Below are 17,167 nucleotides of genomic sequence, written 5' to 3' on the forward strand. Positions count from 1 at the left end.
CGACTAGCTTGTGGCATTCAATACAAATTCGGCCCTGCTGATGGAGGGCCGAAGAAAGACTGCAAATTTAACCCGTACGCCTTACTGGGGCAATGCGGGTTCCGCCCTAGGCAGTACGCAGCACTGGTTGATGTAGCCCATGACCTCGTCCAGATCGTCGGTCAGGACCAGCAAATTCAGGTCTTTCGGACCAATCAGGCCCATCTCCATCAATTGGTCACCAATCCATTCGATCAGGCCGGACCAAAAGGAAGTGCCGATCAGTACAATGGGTGCGGGTGGGACTTTGCCTGTTTGAACCAGGGTCATGACTTCAAACAGCTCGTCCAGGGTACCGAAACCGCCAGGCAGGGCAATGTAGGCCCAGCTGTGCATGAAAAAGGTGGCCTTGCGCGAGTAGAAGTACTCGAACTGCAGACTTTGTGTCTGGTAAGGGTTGTTGGTGGTTTCGTGAGGCAAGCGTATATTCAGGCCAATACTTTGCCCGCCTGCTTCGTACGCGCCTTTATTGGCGGCTTCCATCAGGCCAGGGCCACCGCCAGCAATCAGGGTGACGCCCGCTTCGGCCAGACGACGGCCCAGTTCCTGGGCCAGTTCGTAGTAAGGATGACCGGGTTTGATGCGTGCGCTGCCGAAAACACTAACGCCAGCACCCATTTCTTTTAATGTATCGACCGCAGTTTGCAGCTCCTTCATGATGGTAGGAATCTGCTCAGAGGCCGGTAAACGGACGATTTTATTGTTAGACATGAAAAAAACCTTGTTGCTCGTTGATGGTTCCAGCTATCTGTACCGAGCGTACCATGCGATGCCCGATCTGCGAAACGCGCAAGGCCAGCCCACAGGCGCCTTGTACGGGGTCATCAATATGCTGCGCCGTCTGCTACAGGATTATCAAGCGGACTATATGGTATGCGTATTTGATGCCAAAGGCCGCACATTCCGGGACGATCTGTACGATCAATACAAGGCTAACCGGCCCTCCATGCCCGAAGATATGGCGGTGCAAATAGAGCCTATTCATAAAGCGGTACGCGCCATGGGCTGGCATCTGATTTGTCAGCCTGGCGTAGAGGCCGACGATATCATCGGCACGCTTTCCCGTCTGGCGGCAGAAAATGGCATCGAGACCGTGGTGTCTACCGGGGACAAGGACCTGGCCCAGCTGGTCAATGAGCATGTGCAGCTGGTCAACACCATGAGTAACGAGAAGCTGGATGTAGAAGGCGTTACCAGCAAGTATGGGGTACGCCCAGATCAGATTATCGATTATTTGATGTTGATTGGCGACACCTCGGACAATATTCCCGGCGTTCCCAAGGTGGGGCCCAAGACGGCTGCCAAGTGGTTGGGCGAATATGGCAGTCTGGATGAACTGTTGCAGCATGCCGACAAAATCAAGGGGGTGGCCGGCCAGAATCTGCGCGACTTCAGCTCCAACTTTGAACTGACGCGCAAACTGGTCACCGTCAAACTTGATTGCGAAGTGCCTGGGTTTACGGGGGATTTCGAGGCGCTGGAGCCAGAGCCCCGCGACAACGCCGTGTTGCAGGATATCTACGAGACCTTCGGTTTCCGCAGCTGGTTGCGTGAATTGACGGATGATCCCAAACGCGTTCCCGCCCAGGATGCCCGTGTCGAGGCTGAAACACCTGCTGCGCCTGCCGAGCTGGATTACCAGACCGTCACGACGAAAGAACAACTACAGACCCTGCTAAGCCTGCTGGAAAAAGCCGAGCTGGTGGCCTTGGATACTGAAACCACCTCCCTGGACCCCTTGATAGCGCGTCTGGTGGGCCTGTCGGTGTCGGTCAAGGCGGGGCAGGCTTTTTATGTGCCGGTGGCTCATCGTGGCTCGCTGGATGTAGAACAGCTGGATAAAGACTATGTCTTGGAAACGCTGCGCCCCTGGTTGGAAAGCGCAGAGGCGGCCAAGGTCCTGCATAACGCCAAATACGATACCCATGTCCTGCTGAATGAAAAAGTCAGCCTGCGCGGTATTCGCGAGGACACCATGTTGCAGGCTTATGTTCTGCAATCGCACAAGCGTGTCGGCATGGAAGAGCTGGCCTTGCAATGGCTGGGTCTGAAAGGCGCCTCTTACGAGGATATTTGCGGCAAGGGGGCCAAGCAGATCGGCTTTGACGAGGTGGATATTCCCGTGGCCTCGCAATACGCTTGTGAAGACGCGGATTACACCTTGCGTCTGCATCAGTGCCTGCGCCCTCAAGTAGCCAAGGAAGAGGGGCTGGAGCGTATCTATTTGCTGGAAGTGCAGGCGTCGGACGTGCTGACCATTGTGGAGCGCAATGGCGTCAAGATTGATGTGCCTACTCTGGCGCGCCAAAGCCACGAGCTGGGCCAGAAAATGCTGGAACTGGAAAACAAGGCTTACGAACTGGCCGACCAACCTTTCAATATGAACTCCCCCAAGCAAGTGGGCGAGATTCTGTTCGGCAAGCTGGGTATTCCGGTGGTTCGTAAAACCGCCAGCGGTGCCCCCTCTACTGATGAGGATGTGCTGACCCGTTTGGCTCAGGATTACCCCTTGCCCCAGGTACTGCTGGAATATCGTGGCCTGGCCAAGCTCAAGTCCACCTATACGGACAAACTGCCCAAAATGGTGAACCCGGACAGTGGCCGTGTGCATACCCGTTATGCACAGGCTGCCGTCATTACCGGACGTCTGGCTTCCTCCGATCCCAACTTGCAGAACATTCCTGTGCGTACCGCAGAAGGCCGCCGTGTTCGCGCCGCTTTCGTGTCTGAACTGGGCAAAGTGGTGTCGGCTGACTATTCCCAGATCGAATTGCGTGTCATGGCCCATGTATCGGGCGACGAGAATCTGCAGCAGGTGTTTGAGCAGGGTGGGGACGTGCACACGGCAACCGCTGCCGAGATCTTCGGTGTGGATGCCAAGGACGTCAGCTCGGACCAGCGTCGTGCGGCCAAGGCGATCAACTTTGGTCTGATCTACGGCATGGGCGAATTTGGTCTGGCCAGCAATCTGGGCATTACTCGTGATGCAGCCCGTGCCTATATTGATCGCTACTTCGCCCGCTATCCTGGCGTGGCCAGCTACATGACGCGCATCAAGGCGCAGGCGCATGAGCAGGGTTATGTGGAAACCGTGTTTGGTCGCCGTCTGTGGCTACCTGAACTGAAGGGCGCGAAAGGGCCACGCATGGCCGGTGCAGAGCGTGCCGCCATTAACGCGCCAATGCAGGGCACGTCGGCCGACCTGATCAAGATGGCCATGGTGGCTGTGCAGCGCTGGCTGGAAGAAAAAGGGCTGCGCACGCAGATGGTGATGCAGGTACATGACGAGCTGGTATTCGATGTACCCGAAGACGAGCTGGATGTTCTGCGTGAAAACCTGCCGGGCCTGATGTGCAATGTAGCCAAGCTGGATGTGCCGCTGGTGGCTGAAGTCGGCGTGGGTGATAACTGGGAACAGGCTCACTAAGGCTTCCTGGCAAGCTAAAGGAAAAGGCGACCTGATGGTCGCCTTTTTTTTAAGTAGCAGAGCGGCTTGTTTTCACCGCCTGGCTGCAGTCTGTTTATTCCTCGTTGGAGCGCACTCGGTTGGGCAGCAACTCGTCGTGCTTGGCCAGAATTGGATAGGCGGCGGCGCTGACCAGATAGGAGTTGATGGTACGCACGTCGCGCAAAATCTCCAGGTACAAGGAGCCCTGCTCGGCGGAGTCCAGCTGACCGGCCTTGATCTTGCGAATATGACGGTCTCCCGCCGCCACTTCCAGTTCGCGGAAGAAGTCTTTTTCAAAGGCCAGGAAGCGGGCGGTTTTTACATCTTCGGCCACAAACAGGGCTGCTGCCTGACGCTGGTTGCGAATCAGCCTGTCCATGACTTTGCCGATTTCGGCCTGTTCTTCCGATTGCAGTATCCAGCCTTGTTTACGCAGCTTGGCCGTGTGGCTGAGCAAGCCATTGACGCTGATCGTGGCGGCGTGCGAGATATTGGTGGAGAACGTCAGAATATCGTTCAGACGACGGGTATCTTTCTTGCTGAGGTTTTCCTGGTCCATACTGGCCAGATAAGTGGTGATCAGCGGCTCCAGACGGTTGACGGCATTGCTGATATAGCGCGCATGGTTAATGCTTTGGGCGCTATTGTTCAGCATGTTCTGGCGAGCCGTATCCAGGATTTCCTGCAGCATATCGGACAGACGTAACGCCTCACGCGCTGCATTGCCCAAGGCCACGGCAGGCACTTCCTGAGCGGACTGGTCCAGATACAAGGGCAGGCCGGGATCATCCGGGTCGGTGCGGCGGGGCAGATAACGGCTCAGCAGACGCGAATAGGGTTTGAGTAAAGGCAGGAACAAGGCTGCCACGGCCAGGTTGAAGAAGGTATGGAAGTTGGCCACAGCACGAGCTGGATCATTGGTGAACCAGCTCATCAAATCCGGAATCCAGGGCAGCAAAATCATGCCGACCAGACAACCAAACACACGTGTGCCCAAGTTGCCGATGGGCAGACGTTTGTTGGCTGGGTCCTTGGAGCCGCCAGCCCCTTCCAGAATCGGGTTGATGGCGGTACCCACATTGGCACCCAGCACCAATGCGTAGGTCAGTTGCGGGTCCATATGCTGGTGACTGGCCAGCGAGATGATCAGCACCACAATGGCCACACTGGAGTGCGCGGCCCATGTCAGCAGAGCGGCCAGCAGCATGCCCGTCATGGGACTGCCTGCCAGCGCTTCCAGAATGGTTTGCAGCAGGGGGGCGTCCTGAATGGGGGAGAACAAGCCCACCAGTTCATGCAGGGACAGCAGCAAGAGGCCCAGACCAATAAAGACGCGACCCAGGTCACGACGGCGTCCAGGCTCCTGCGAGCGGAACAGCCAGACGCCCAGAAGAATCAGGGCCGGGGCCAGCGCGGTCATTTTGAAGGACAGCAGTTGCACGATCAGCGTCGTGCCCACATTGGCGCCCAGCATGGCGGCCAGGGCTGGAACCAGGGCAACCATGCCAGTGGCGGCAAAGCTGGTAATCATCAGTCCGGTGGCGGTACTGCTTTGAATGGCGGCGGTAATGGCCGCACCCGCAAAAAAGGCGCGGCGGGGGCGGCCCAGGGCATGGCCCATCCAGACGCCCAGCTCAGCACCAAAGGCGCGTTGCACACCGCTTTGCACCATGTGGATACCCCACAGGAGCAAGGCGATATAACCCCCGAAATCGAGAAGTGCGAAGATTTCTTTCATTGCTAAATAATAGCCCAGCGCCTCTTACAAGCGTGAGCCTCAGGTATCAGTTAGACACATCTAGGTGTTGGAGGATTGCCGCGCTTGTCGGGCAGCCTGATCCAGCCCGTGTGCAAACTGCGTTTGTTCCTGATCGGAAAAGGCCGACAGAAACAGCTCCTGCACAGCGCTTTGGTAGATCTGCCACATCTGTTTGCGCAAGGCCCGGCCTTCATCCGTGATGCTGGCAAAGGCGGCCCGACCATCTTCCGAGGAACGACTGCGCTGGACCAGCCCCTGGGCTTCCAGCCGGTCGATCAGTCGCGTCAGGTTATAGCGTTCTATGACCAGTCGATCGGCCAGCTCATGCATGCGACGGGTCCCCTCCGGTCCGCTTTCCAGTCCCCACAACACGTCGTACCAGGCATAGGGTGGCAACTTTTCGGTAGCCAGTCTGCGTTCGATTTCTTTCAGGATGCTGCGGTGCGCGCGCACAAAGGAAAACCACAGATCCGTGTCGGAGCGACTCATCGTTCTTTCCCCCAGGAATTTATTTTTTAGTTGCAATTGCAATCGTATGGGTGAGGGTCTGTCCTGCCCTGCGTCTTGTTCAGGCCGTGAGGACGTCGCGTGGCGGATCCGGCCTATCCACCTGGAGATTGTTATGAATCACGCTTTGCAGATCGCAGATGAGGACCCGCAAGAGACGACTGAGTGGCTGGAACTGGTAGCGGATTTGTCGGACGACGACATCTGGGCCCTGGCCCGTGGTGGTCACGATCCTGACAAGGTCTACGCCGCTTATGCCCAAGCCGCACGTAACAGCCATGGCGGGCCGACCGCAATTCTGGTGAAAACCGTGAAGGGTTTTGGTATGGGCGAGGCCGGTGAAGGCCAGAACATCAATCACCAGCTCAAGCAAATGAGCGCGGATGCCGTGCGTGCTTTCCGGGATCGCTTCCAGCTACCTGTTTCGGACGAGCAACTGGAAGCCTTGCCTTATCTGCGCCCCGAGCCAGGCAGCCCGGAAGCGGTTTACTTGCAGCAACGTCGTGCTGCTCTGGGCGGGTTTGTGCCATCGCGCAGAACTTCCGTTCCGGCCTTGGCTGTTCCCGCACTGGACAGTTTTGCCGCACAGTTGAAGGGTACGGGCGAGCGTGGTCTGTCCACGACCATGGCCTTTGTGCGTATTTTGAGCACCTTGTTGAAAGACCCGGTGCTGGGCAAATTGAGTGTGCCCATCGTGCCGGATGAGTCGCGCACCTTCGGGATGGAAGGTCTGTTCCGCCAGATTGGTATCCACTTTTATTTAGGGCAGTTGTACACGCCGCAGGATGCCGGCCAACCGAGCTATTATAAAGAAGCCAAGGACGGGCAGATCTTGCAGGAAGGCCTGAATGAGTCCGGGGCGATCTCCTCCTGGATTGCAGCAGGCACGGCCTACAGCAATCACGGTGTGCCCACGATTCCGCTCTTTTGACCCCACCTTCTCCTATGAGCTGGCCGTGATCATGCAGGATGGTGTTCGTCGCATGTATCAGGATCAGGAGGACGTGTTCTATTACATTACCGTGCTCAATGAAAACTACCCGCATCCCGAGATGCCGGAAGGGGTGGAGCAGGGCATTATCAAAGGGCTGTATCTCTTGCAGGCGGGACCGCAGCAAAAAGCCAAGGCCCCGCGTGTGCAGTTGATGGGCAGTGGCTCTATCTTGATGGAGGTGTTGGCTGCCGCACAGTTGCTGCAAGAGGACTTTGGTGTGGCCAGCGATGTGTGGAATGCGCCCAGCCTGAACCAACTGCGTCGTGATGGCCTGGATACGGAGCGCTGGAACACCTTGCACCCGGAAAGCGAGCCGCGTATCCCTTATGTGCAGTCTTGCCTGGAAGGGCATGCAGGCCCGATTGTGGTTGCCACGGATTTGAAGTGGACCGGCACTTTATCGTGGTCTCGGCCTTGAAGGCCTTGGCCGACGAAGGTTCGTTGCCACGCTCGCTGGTCAGCGATGCTTTGCAGCGCTATCAAATCAATCCAGAAAAGACCAATCCCATGAAGCCTTGAGTCTTGCCAGTCCGGTCGTCTTTTTGGGCAAATGGCGACCGGCGGCGGGACACCAGCCAGCAAAGGGTGTGATGGCTTGATGTCTCCCCCGGTCAGGTCAGCTCTTTGCTGGCTGGTCCCTTTTCATGGCGGCGAGTCCGCCATTTTTCTCCATCAAATCTTCATCATTCTGTGCCACAGTGCGGCATGGATTATTCAATTTCTCTGGCCCGCCTGGCGGGCCTTGCTATCTCTGGGGTCGTGGGCAGCCAGGCTTATGCTCAAGCGCAGCCACATGAATTGGCGCGTGCAGATGGCAGCACCATTCATTATTACGTCCAGCCTGCCATCGCCCCTCAAGAAGGTGTGCATGAGCTGCTTCTGATTGTGCAAGGCTCGGATTGCAATAGCGTGGCGCACAAGAAAGTTGTTTGGGAAGCCCTGGCCAAGGCTCGTCCACAAGCCCAGGTGCTGGCGGTGGAAAAATATGCGCTGACGGCCGCGCTGCCTGATAGCGACGATCCCGAGCGTAGCGACTGCCCGACAGACTATATTCAGCGCGACCAGCCCCAACAGCGTGTGGCTGATCTGGATGCGGTTTTAAAACAGCTGCAAAGTCAGACCCGCTATGACAAGCTTTTTGCCTTGGGTGGCAGCGAGGGAGCGGTGATTGTTCATTTGCTGGCGGCCCAGACTTCGCATCTGGATGCGGCCATCAGTTTTAATGGCGGCGGGCGCTGGTTCCAGGATGATGTGCTCTATAGTGCCTCGATCCAAGAGATGCCGGCTGCCGACAAGCAAGCCATGCTTGATGGCTTGGGCGAATTTTTGAGGCAGGCCAGGGCCGGCTTGGATACTCGGATGAGCGGACATGGACGCGATTGGTGGCAGCAGATGCTGAATCTGGATCAGGCCGAGGTGCTGCGACGGATTGCTATCCCCACTCTGGTGATTCAGTCCGGGCGCGATACCTCGGTCTCGCCGCAAGCCGCTGCCCAGATGGTGGCACTGGTGGATAACCCGCATGTGGTGTGGCGCAGCTATTCCGATCTGGACCACGTCATGACGCAGGCCGATGGCAGCTCGGCCATGCCCCAGGTCGTGGGCGACATTGCCCAGTGGTTGAGCCAACTCAACACTGACACCCCTTAAGTCTTTTGTATGGTCGATGACGTGATGATTTGCCGTCATTGCCCTTTTTATATTGGAGTAGTGAATGAGCAAGATAGTCTTGCGCGCTGCAGTGCCTGATGACGCCCGCGAATGCCTGCGTATCCGGGGACTGACTCGTGAAAATGCTTTTTCTGAAGAGGATCTGGCCGCCTTGGGAGTTACCGCCGAAAGCTGGGCCGCAGGTATTGAGGATGGTAGTTGCCCCGGCTATGTGGCCCTGGTCGATGAGCAGATGGCTGGCTATTGCTTCGGTGATAGCGAGAGCGGCGAGATCATGGTGCTGGCGCTGTTGCCCGACTATGAAAGCCTGGGTCTGGGCCGTCGTTTGCTGACACAGATGATGCAGGACTTGCAGGGGCGTGGTTTTACGCGCCTGTTCCTGGCTTGTAATAGTGATCCTCAGGTGCGCTCCTATGGTTTCTATCGTCATTTAGGCTGGACCGAAAGCGGCCAGCGTGATGAGTTCGGTGACGATATTTTGGAATATCACTTTGCTGATTAGGTTTGGATCTGTGTGTGGCCCTTTGTCCGGCAGCCGATACGCTAAGTTTGCGCCAATGTATAAAAAACGCCCCAAAAGCCTGTGGGCTTTTGGGGCATTTTATTTGGCTGTGCCGTTCAGGCCGCCTGGGATCTTAGACTGATTGAGCGCTTTGCAAAGCCTGAATACGTGCAGCGATAGGAGGGTGGGAGGCGAAGATCGCACTGATCGAACGACCACCCGAAATACCGGAGGCTTCAAAGTTCTTGGGCAGTTCGCCAGGAGCCATGCCGCCCAGACGGGCCAGCGCGTGAATCATGGGCTGACGCGAACCCAGCAACTGAGCGGAACCGGCATCAGCACGGTACTCACGCTGACGCGAGAACCAGGCCACGATGATGGAGGCCAGCACGCCAAAAATCAGCTCAAACACGAAGACCGAGGCGTAGTAACCCATGCCCACATCGCGATCATTGCGCAGTAGCACGCGGTCAACAAAGTAGCCGGCCAGACGGGCCAGAAAGATCACAAAGGTGTTCACCACGCCTTGGATCAAGGTCAGGGTGACCATGTCGCCATTGGCAATGTGGGCAACTTCGTGGCCGAGCACCGCCATGACTTCTTCTTCGGTCATGCCTCGCAGCAAGCCCGTGGACACGGCGACCAGAGCATCATTCTTGAAAGCGCCGGTGGCAAAGGCATTGGGCTCGCCTTCGTAAATGGCCACTTCGGGGCGGCCAATACCGGCACGGTCGGCCAGTTGGTGCACGGTATCGACCAGCCAGGCCTCTTCGGCATTGGCGGGGGCATTCGGGTCAATGACACGGGCGTTCACGCTTTGCTTGGCCATCCATTTGCTCATCAGCAAGGAGATAATGGCGCCGGTAAAACCGACCAAAGCCGAGAAGATCAGCAATTGAGTCAGGTCCAGACCTTGCGCGTTCAGGTAACGTCCCACACCCAAAATATTCATGGAGGCGCTGAGCACCAGCATGACGGCCAGGTTGGTGATTAAGAAAAGGACAATTCGTTTCATGAATGCGGATTCCGGTGTAACAGAAAAAATCGTGATCGTGAGAACACGATCTGCGCGAATTTTAGCCTTGATTCCAGGCGTGAAAATAAAATATTCAGCTTTTAGTCAGCTTCCGGGCAAGATAGTTTCTTGCGCCGAGGTTCTTGCTGTTGCGTAAGTGGTCTGGATATGGGGTTACCGGTCCACTTTTACAAGGTGGGGAGTATAGTAGTGGCTTTCCCTTATTACTGAACCTGGTTTGATCACATGCAGTCATTATGGATGCTGGTAGCCTGCGCCATGTTTGCCATTATGGGGGCCTGTGTCAAAGTGTCCGCCGATGCCGGGGCGTCGATGGCGCAAATTGTTTTGTTCCGGGGTGTGCCCTCGGTTCTTCTTCTGGTGTTCTGGGCTAAAAGCCGTGGTTTGAGGCTGGCTCCTCAAAGCTGGAAACTGCATATCCGGCGTAATGTCTCCGGGGTCAGTTCCATGTGGCTGGGCTTTCTGGCTCTGGCTAATCTGCCCTTGTCCACCGCGGTCAGCCTGAACTACACCGCTCCCTTGTTTATTGCTTTCTGGATGCTTGCCTGGGGGGGCACCCAGCGTGACCCTGTGCGTCTGATTGCCGTGTTGTTGGGCTTCATGGGCGTGATCGGTGTCCTGCGCCCCAGCATTACGCCAGACCAATGGTGGGCCGCCATGCTGGGCCTGTGTGCCGGCGCCTTGAGCGCGGTGGCCATGATGCAGGTACGCGCTCTGGGGCGCTCTGGCGAGCCGGAATGGCGCACCGTGCTGCTGTTCTCCTGTTTTGTCGTCTGTTCCAGCCTGGTTGGACTTTTGTGGGAAGGCTGGCGCGAGCTGAGCTGGCGCGCGTGGTTGGCCTTGCTGGGCGTGGGCCTGTCCGGTTTGTTCGGGCAATTGACCATGACGCGTGCTTTTGGCTTGGGTTCGGCCTTGTTGACCGCAGCCTTGCAATACACCACCATTATTTTCGCCGCCCTGATTGGCATTGCTTTCTGGGGGGATGTGCCTGACTGGTTAGCCTGGGCAGGTATGGCATTGATTATTGGGTCTGGTCTGTTGTCGGCCTGGCGTACCTACAGCGAGGATCGTATCTTGCGAGGTCAGGCCGCGACAGCGGAGCAGGCTCCCGTCAAGGAGGCAGAACGTGTTTGAATTTCTGATTAGCGCAGAGCAAGTCCAGGCCAATCTGAATAATTCGGAGTGGCTGATTCTGGATGTACGCCATGATTTGGCCGACCACCAGGCAGGGCGACGCGCTTACGAACAGGGGCATATTCCGGGTGCCGTGTTTCTGGATCACGAGCTGGATCTGGCGGCACCCAAGACGGGTCTGAATGGCCGTCATCCTTTACCCAGCCGTCAGGAGTTGGCGCAGCTTTTGCAGAAAAACGGCTTGCGTGATGGTATGCAGGTCGTGGTCTACGACGCCCAAGGTTCTTTATTCGCCAGCCATATGTGGTGGATGCTGCGCTGGTTGGGGCATCCTCAAGTCGCCATTCTGGATGGGGGCTGGCAGGCCTGGCAGCAGTTGGGCGGAGCCGAAGAATGCGGCCCGGCCAGGCCTGTACCAGCAGCTGCTAAATTGAGTGTGCCTGAGCAGGCTGCCATGCCTACTGTGCAGACCGAGCAGGTACTGAAAAACCTGTCCAAACCTATCTTTACCGTATTGGACGCACGTGCTGCCGAGCGATATCGCGGTGACGTGGAACCGATGGACCCGGTCGCGGGTCATATCCCCGATGCGCTTAATCGGTCGCACCTGAATAATCTGGGTGAACAGGGGCGTTTCAAACCGGCCGATCAGCTGCGCCAGGAGTTTCAGGACTTGCTGGGAGCGATTTCGGCAGAGATGGTTGTGCACCAGTGTGGTTCCGGTATTACAGCTTGTCACAATCTTTTTGCCATGGAGTTGGCCGGTTTGTCTGGCTCCAGCATTTATCCCGGCTCCTGGAGTGAATGGGTGAGTGACGCCAGCCGACCTGTTGCGCGCAGCTAGTTCAACGCCCTGAGTTTCTGGTGCTGAGAAAGCCGCTCCGGAGCGGCTTTTTTGCTGTGGAGCGGTCCCAAAGTAGAAAGTACTCCTTGGGAAGGGCAGCAAGCCGCCGCCTCCCGTACAATGCCACTTCCAATTGGGTCTCAGCCAGTCCTGACGGCCCTCATTGATCAGGAATAGTTATGGTTAAATCTCGCGATGATAATCAAAGCGCCCAGGCGCCAGCCCAGCAGGATTTCGAGTCCGCTCTGGCACAACTGGAAGCGCTGGTCGCTCGCATGGAAAGCGGGGCATTGCCGCTGGAGCAGGCTTTGCAAGCTTACGAGCAGGGCGTGGAATTAGCCCAATTGTGTCAGCGCAAGCTGGACCTTGCACAAGAACAAGTCAGCGTATTGCAAGGCAATCTGCTGCGCCCCTTGTCCGGGGATGAAGCTGTTGGAGATAGTTAAGATGAGTTCTACCAGTTTTTCTGATTGGCTGCAGGCGCGGGTTGAGCAGACTGAGACCGTACTGGAACAATTGCTGCCCCCTGTCAGCCAGGAACCTGCTCGTTTGCACGAAGCCATGCGCTACTCCGTGCTGGGTGGTGGCAAGCGCGTGCGCGCTGCCTTGGTGTATGCCGCCGGTGAGGCTGCCTTGCAAGGCAAGCCCATGGCCGCAGCCCAATTGAAAGCATTGGAGTTGGCAGCGGCGGCGGTGGAATTGATCCACGCCTACTCGCTGGTTCACGACGATTTGCCGTGCATGGATGACGACAAATTGCGTCGTGGTCGCCCAACCACTCATGTTCAGTTTGATGAAGCTTGCGCCATGCTGGCTGGCGATGCCTTGCAACCCTTGGCCTTTGAGTTATTGGCACAAATGCCGATTGCCCCTGCGCTGATTGTGCAAGCCATTACCCAGTTGGCGCAGGCCGCCGGCAGTGCCGGTATGGCCGGTGGTCAGGCTATTGATTGCGCCAGCGTGGGCATTGCCCTGGACCGTGATCAGTTGCAAGAGATGCACAGCATGAAAACCGGCGCCATGTTGCAAGCCAGCGTTTTGCTGGGTGGTATTGTGGCGGGTGCTTCCTCTACCGTGCGTAATGGTTTGGAAGAGTACGCCCAGGCTGTGGGTCTGGCCTTCCAGGTCGTGGACGATATTCTGGATGTGACGGCTGATACCGCCACGCTGGGCAAGACGGCTGGCAAAGACGCCGCCGATAACAAGCCCACCTATGTCTCCATCCTGGGTATGGACGGATCGCGCGAGTTGCTCGGTGCTCTGAATGAGCAGGCCCAGTTGGCCTTGCGTCCTTTGGGACCTGCTGCGGCACGTCTGACACAACTGGCTGATTACATCGTGGGTCGCAATCATTAAGCGACGCGGGCCTGTGCTACTTTGGCACAGGCCGCGAAGCGTTTTACAATAGCCGATTGGCGATTGTTTTTAGACAGTCGTTTCACTTATTTGCCCGGATAGACGTCTTTAGTATGACAACCGTTTCCCTAGAGCAGATCCAGTCTCCCGCCGACTTGCGCCAGCTTGATCAACGTGATCTTCCCGAGCTGGCACGACAACTGCGCGAGTTTGTTCTGCAATCCGTATCCAAAACCGGTGGGCATTTGTCGTCCAATCTGGGCACGGTTGAATTGACCACTGCCTTGCACTATGTGTTCGAGACTCCCCACGACCGTATCGTGTGGGATGTGGGTCACCAGTCCTATCCGCACAAGATTCTGACAGGCCGCCGCGATCAGATGAGTGGTTTGCGTCAGCAAGATGGCATCTCCGGTTTTCCCAAGCGCTCCGAGTCCGAGTACGACGACTTTGGTACGGCGCATTCCTCAACCTCGATTTCCGCGGTACTGGGGATGGCCGTGGCCTCGCGCAATGCCGGGATCGAGCGTCAGCACATTGCCGTGATCGGTGATGGCGCGATGACGGCCGGTATGGCGTTTGAAGCCCTGAACAATGCTGGTGTAACGCCCGATGTAAATGTGCTGGTGGTGTTGAACGACAACGACATGTCGATCTCGCCGCCGGTGGGCGCCTTGAATCATTATCTGGCTCGCCTGATGTCGGGCCGGTTCTACGCCGCTGCCAAGAATGTAGGCCGTACTGTCTTGCAGCATGTCCCGCCTGTGCTGGAACTGGCGCGCAAGTTTGAAGGCCACGCCAAGGGGATTCTGTCTCCGGCCACGCTGTTTGAAGAGCTGGGTTTTAACTACGTGGGCCCGATTGATGGTCACGATCTGGATGCGCTGGTCTCTACCTTGAGCAATCTGCGTGATCTGGGTGGTTTGCAGTTCCTGCATGTGGTGACCCGTAAAGGGCAGGGCTACAAGCTGGCTGAAGCCGATCCGGTGCTCTACCACGGTCCAGGCAAATTCGATCCTTCTGTGGGTTTGGTCACGCCTACGACCAAGCCGCGCCCTACCTTTACACAGATTTTCGGTCAGTGGTTGTGCGATATGGCCAGGCAGGATCAACGTCTGTACGGTATTACTCCCGCCATGCGTGAAGGCAGTGGCATGGTGGAGTTCGAGCAACAATTCCCCCGTCGTTATTTTGATGTGGGCATTGCCGAACAGCACGCCGTGACCTTTGCCGGTGGCTTGGCCTGTGAAGGGCAGAAGCCGGTTGTGGCGATTTACTCTACCTTTTTGCAGCGCGGCTACGATCAACTGATTCATGATGTAGCCCTGCAGAATCTGGATGTCACTTTTGCGCTGGATCGCGCCGGTATTGTGGGCGCAGACGGGGCAACGCATGCCGGTAATTACGACATCGCCTTTCTGCGCTGCATTCCGAACATGGTGGTGGCCACGCCGTCGGACGAAAACGAAACCCGCTTGTTGCTGACCTGTTGCTATCAGCACCCAGGGCCCAGCTCGGTGCGCTATCCGCGCGGAGCGGGTATCGGTGCTGAAGTGGATCAGGAGCTCCATACCGTGCCGCTGGGCAAGGCCAATCTGCGCCGTCAGGGCAAGAATCTGGCCATTCTGGCTTTTGGTCCCGTGTTGCACGAGGCGCTGAAAGCAGCCGAGGTTCTGGATGCCACCGTGGTAGACATGCGTTTTGTAAAACCTATGGACGAAGCCTTGCTGCAAGAGCTGGCACAAGGCCATCAGGCATTTGTTACCGTGGAAGAGGGCTGTTTGATGGGGGGCGCAGGCAGTGCGGTGCTGGAGTTTGTCAGTCGTGAAGCGCTGGTGATGCCGGTATTGCAACTGGGCTACCCCGACGAATTCATCGACCACGGCGATCAGAAGAAAATTGCTCAGGATCTGGGTCTGGATGCCGCCGGCATCGAGCGCTCCATTCGTGCACGTTTCTCAAGTTTGCTTGAGGCGTGAGGCAATTTCTGCACAGTTTAGGGTTTAAATACCCCAATATGCGCGTTCTTATTAAGGTTATCGAACCTCGTGTGCGATAAGCGTAAGATAATAATTCATTATTGTTTTTATTTACGGTTGCGGCTCTGTCGTAGCTGAACCTGATGGATATGAATACAGTGTCGGAATCGCCTTTGGCCATGCCAGATGTGCAAAGCAGCACGGATACACGCCGTGTTGCGATTCAGCGCGTGGGTGTGCGCGGGGTGCGGCATCCGATGATGCTGGACCTGCAGGGGCAGGCCGTGCCCACCGTGGCGCAATGGGAGTTGACGGTGGCCTTGCCGCCCGAAGAAAAAGGCACCCATATGTCGCGCTTTGTCGCTTTGCTGGAAGAGTACCGCCGTCAAGCCATGACGCCCGCCGGTTTTGTGCAGATGGCCCAGGCCATGTTGCCTTTGCTCAATGCCGGACGTGGCGACATGACAGCCACCTTCCCCGTTTTCCTGGAAAAAGTGGCGCCCGTATCCGGTGTGGCCAGCCTGATGGATTACACCGTCAGCTGGACAGCACGTGTCGGTGTGGATGCCCAGCCCGAATTTGAGTTGTCCGTACTGGTTCCGGTTACCAGCCTGTGCCCGTGCTCCAAGGCCATTTCGGAGTACGGTGCGCATAATCAGCGCTCGCACGTTACCGTGCAGGCCGTGTTTGCGGATCCGGCTACGCTGGACTTGCCTACGCTGATCAAATCGGTTGAAGAGCAGGCGTCCTGTCAGCTGTGGGGCTTGCTCAAGCGCACTGACGAAAAGTACGTTACCGAATACGCGTACGACAATCCCAAATTCGTCGAAGATCTGGTGCGTGATGTAGCCGTCAGCGTGCGCAGCTTGCCCGGAGTGTTGCGTTATAGCATCGAAGCCGAGAATTTTGAGTCGATTCATAATCACTCTGCCTACGCAAGCGTGCAGGGCTAAGGCTTTCGGCTTGTCAGTCAGCCTTTCTTGGTGCTAGTATCTATGGTTTCTTGCTCGACCCGGATTGAATGGGCGGGCTGTCGCGCTTGGTGCCTGACTGGTTTTACAGCGGGTAGTAGGCGATATCCACAAGGAGTTGTTCCATGCGTCACTACGAAGTAGTGTTCATTGTGCATCCCGATCAAAGCGAGCAAGTGCCCGCCATGATCGAGCGCTATTCGGCGATTGTTACTTCCGAAGGCGGTGCTATTCATCGTCTGGAAGACTGGGGCCGCCGTCAACTGGCTTACCCAATCCAGAAACTGGTCAAGGCTCACTACGTGTGCCTGAACATCGAATGCGGTCAGTCCACCCTGGACGAGCTGGAGCATTCCTTCCGCTACAACGACGCTATCTTGCGTTACCTCATCGCTGGCACGAAGAAAGCCCCTGAAGGCGCTTCGGTCATGATGAAGTCCGTCGAACGCGAAGAAGCACGTAAAGCAAGTACTGAAGCCAGCGCTCCTGCAGCCGCTGAAGCCGAAGCTCAAGCTGAAGAGTAATAGCTCCGACTACGTGAACCAGTTCTCTCTTGCCGGTCAGCTTGTCGACATTAAGCCCTTGCGTTATACGCCGGCTGGTGTCCCAGCTCTGGAATTGGTCCTGGAACACGAATCTTCCGTAATGGAAGCCGGTCACTCCCGGCAAATCGCTTTGACGATGCAGGTAGTGGCTTTGGGAAATAATGCATTGGGTCTGGCAGACACTCCTTTGGGAGCCCGTTTGCAGCTACAAGGTTTTATTGCCCCAGCCCGTAAAGGTTCGACGCGTCTGGTGCTGCATGTACAGCAATATCAGCGTCACTTTCCGGGACAAGGCTCTGTTACGGTTTGACTGGTCTGGCTCGATCGTCGCGAAGTGTTCAACACCTCGCTTCACACTGAATTCTTCCGGGTATAGCCCGGT

17 protein-coding genes and 1 pseudogene are annotated in these 17,167 nt (G+C 56.8%); 14 read left to right on the forward strand and 4 right to left on the reverse strand.

The window, feature by feature from the left end; genetic code table 11:
- Positions 1-81: 81 nt before the first annotated feature.
- Entirely contained in the window at positions 82-750 is a 669-nt protein-coding gene (locus NBV64_RS06170; RefSeq protein WP_009457591.1) for an LOG family protein, read from the reverse strand.
- On the opposite strand from NBV64_RS06170, the gene polA reads away from it, so the two are divergent.
- Positions 749-3,466 carry a DNA polymerase I gene (polA, locus tag NBV64_RS06175; RefSeq protein WP_250756908.1) on the forward strand — a complete coding sequence of 906 codons (2,718 nt, stop codon included), beginning with the start codon at positions 749-751 and terminating at the stop codon, positions 3,464-3,466. The genes NBV64_RS06170 and polA overlap by 2 nt on opposite strands.
- A 94-nt stretch (positions 3,467-3,560) precedes the next feature.
- Here polA and NBV64_RS06180 read toward each other — a convergent pair whose 3' ends face one another.
- Positions 3,561-5,225, reverse strand: coding sequence for a Na/Pi cotransporter family protein (locus tag NBV64_RS06180; RefSeq protein ID WP_026484327.1), 1,665 nt, complete (start codon positions 5,223-5,225; stop codon positions 3,561-3,563).
- Between the two features lie 60 nt (positions 5,226-5,285).
- Positions 5,286-5,735 carry a MarR family winged helix-turn-helix transcriptional regulator gene (locus NBV64_RS06185; protein WP_250756909.1) on the reverse strand — a complete coding sequence of 150 codons (450 nt, stop codon included), beginning with the start codon at positions 5,733-5,735 and terminating at the stop codon, positions 5,286-5,288.
- Between the two features lie 175 nt (positions 5,736-5,910).
- Between NBV64_RS06185 and NBV64_RS06190 the strand changes: the two are divergent.
- From NBV64_RS06190 to NBV64_RS06200, 4 genes and pseudogenes are all read left to right on the forward strand, one after another.
- Positions 5,911-7,090: pseudogene (locus NBV64_RS06190) on the forward strand (transketolase-like TK C-terminal-containing protein); the annotation flags it as partial.
- Between the two features lie 41 nt (positions 7,091-7,131).
- Positions 7,132-7,266, forward strand: a complete 135-nt coding sequence (locus NBV64_RS19170) for a hypothetical protein (RefSeq protein WP_425541749.1) — start codon at positions 7,132-7,134, stop codon at positions 7,264-7,266.
- Positions 7,267-7,452: 186 nt separating this feature from the next.
- Positions 7,453-8,397 carry an alpha/beta hydrolase gene (locus NBV64_RS06195; RefSeq protein WP_250756910.1) on the forward strand — a complete coding sequence of 315 codons (945 nt, stop codon included), beginning with the start codon at positions 7,453-7,455 and terminating at the stop codon, positions 8,395-8,397.
- 64 nt (positions 8,398-8,461) lie between these two features.
- Complete coding sequence (locus NBV64_RS06200) at positions 8,462-8,920, forward strand: GNAT family N-acetyltransferase (RefSeq protein WP_009457575.1); 459 nt, start codon at positions 8,462-8,464, stop codon at positions 8,918-8,920.
- Positions 8,921-9,053: 133 nt separating this feature from the next.
- On the opposite strand, the gene htpX is transcribed toward NBV64_RS06200, so the two are convergent.
- Positions 9,054-9,935, reverse strand: coding sequence for a protease HtpX (htpX, locus tag NBV64_RS06205; RefSeq protein WP_009457574.1), 882 nt, complete (start codon positions 9,933-9,935; stop codon positions 9,054-9,056).
- On the opposite strand from htpX, the gene NBV64_RS06210 reads away from it, so the two are divergent.
- From NBV64_RS06210 to priB, 9 genes are all read left to right on the forward strand, one after another.
- On the forward strand, positions 9,934-10,092 hold the full coding sequence (locus tag NBV64_RS06210) for a hypothetical protein (protein WP_155624324.1): 159 nt from the start codon (positions 9,934-9,936) through the stop codon (positions 10,090-10,092). The genes htpX and NBV64_RS06210 overlap by 2 nt on opposite strands.
- A gap of 89 nt (positions 10,093-10,181) precedes the next feature.
- Positions 10,182-11,090 (forward strand): DMT family transporter, encoded by a 909-nt coding sequence (locus NBV64_RS06215; protein WP_250756911.1) that lies wholly within the window; start codon positions 10,182-10,184, stop codon positions 11,088-11,090.
- Entirely contained in the window at positions 11,083-11,934 is an 852-nt protein-coding gene (locus tag NBV64_RS06220) for a sulfurtransferase (RefSeq protein ID WP_022983567.1), read from the forward strand. Before NBV64_RS06215 ends, NBV64_RS06220 begins: the two co-directional genes overlap by 8 nt.
- 179 nt (positions 11,935-12,113) lie before the next feature.
- Positions 12,114-12,380, forward strand: a complete 267-nt coding sequence (locus NBV64_RS06225; protein WP_003802451.1) for an exodeoxyribonuclease VII small subunit — start codon at positions 12,114-12,116, stop codon at positions 12,378-12,380.
- A 1-nt stretch (position 12,381) separates the two neighbouring features.
- Complete coding sequence (locus tag NBV64_RS06230) at positions 12,382-13,290, forward strand: polyprenyl synthetase family protein (RefSeq protein WP_022983568.1); 909 nt, start codon at positions 12,382-12,384, stop codon at positions 13,288-13,290.
- A gap of 113 nt (positions 13,291-13,403) precedes the next feature.
- Complete coding sequence (gene dxs / locus NBV64_RS06235; protein ID WP_022983569.1) at positions 13,404-15,269, forward strand: 1-deoxy-D-xylulose-5-phosphate synthase; 1,866 nt, start codon at positions 13,404-13,406, stop codon at positions 15,267-15,269.
- 149 nt (positions 15,270-15,418) lie between these two features.
- Positions 15,419-16,222, forward strand: a complete 804-nt coding sequence (folE2, locus tag NBV64_RS06240; protein ID WP_022983570.1) for a GTP cyclohydrolase FolE2 — start codon at positions 15,419-15,421, stop codon at positions 16,220-16,222.
- Positions 16,223-16,365: 143 nt separating this feature from the next.
- Positions 16,366-16,764 carry a 30S ribosomal protein S6 gene (gene rpsF, locus NBV64_RS06245; protein ID WP_009457573.1) on the forward strand — a complete coding sequence of 133 codons (399 nt, stop codon included), beginning with the start codon at positions 16,366-16,368 and terminating at the stop codon, positions 16,762-16,764.
- Positions 16,765-16,777: 13 nt separating this feature from the next.
- Entirely contained in the window at positions 16,778-17,095 is a 318-nt protein-coding gene (gene priB, locus NBV64_RS06250) for a primosomal replication protein N (protein WP_009457572.1), read from the forward strand.
- Positions 17,096-17,167: the final 72 nt, after the last annotated feature.

This window comes from Alcaligenes sp. DN25, from assembly GCF_023674485.1.
GTDB lineage: Bacteria > Pseudomonadota > Gammaproteobacteria > Burkholderiales > Burkholderiaceae_B > Alcaligenes > Alcaligenes phenolicus.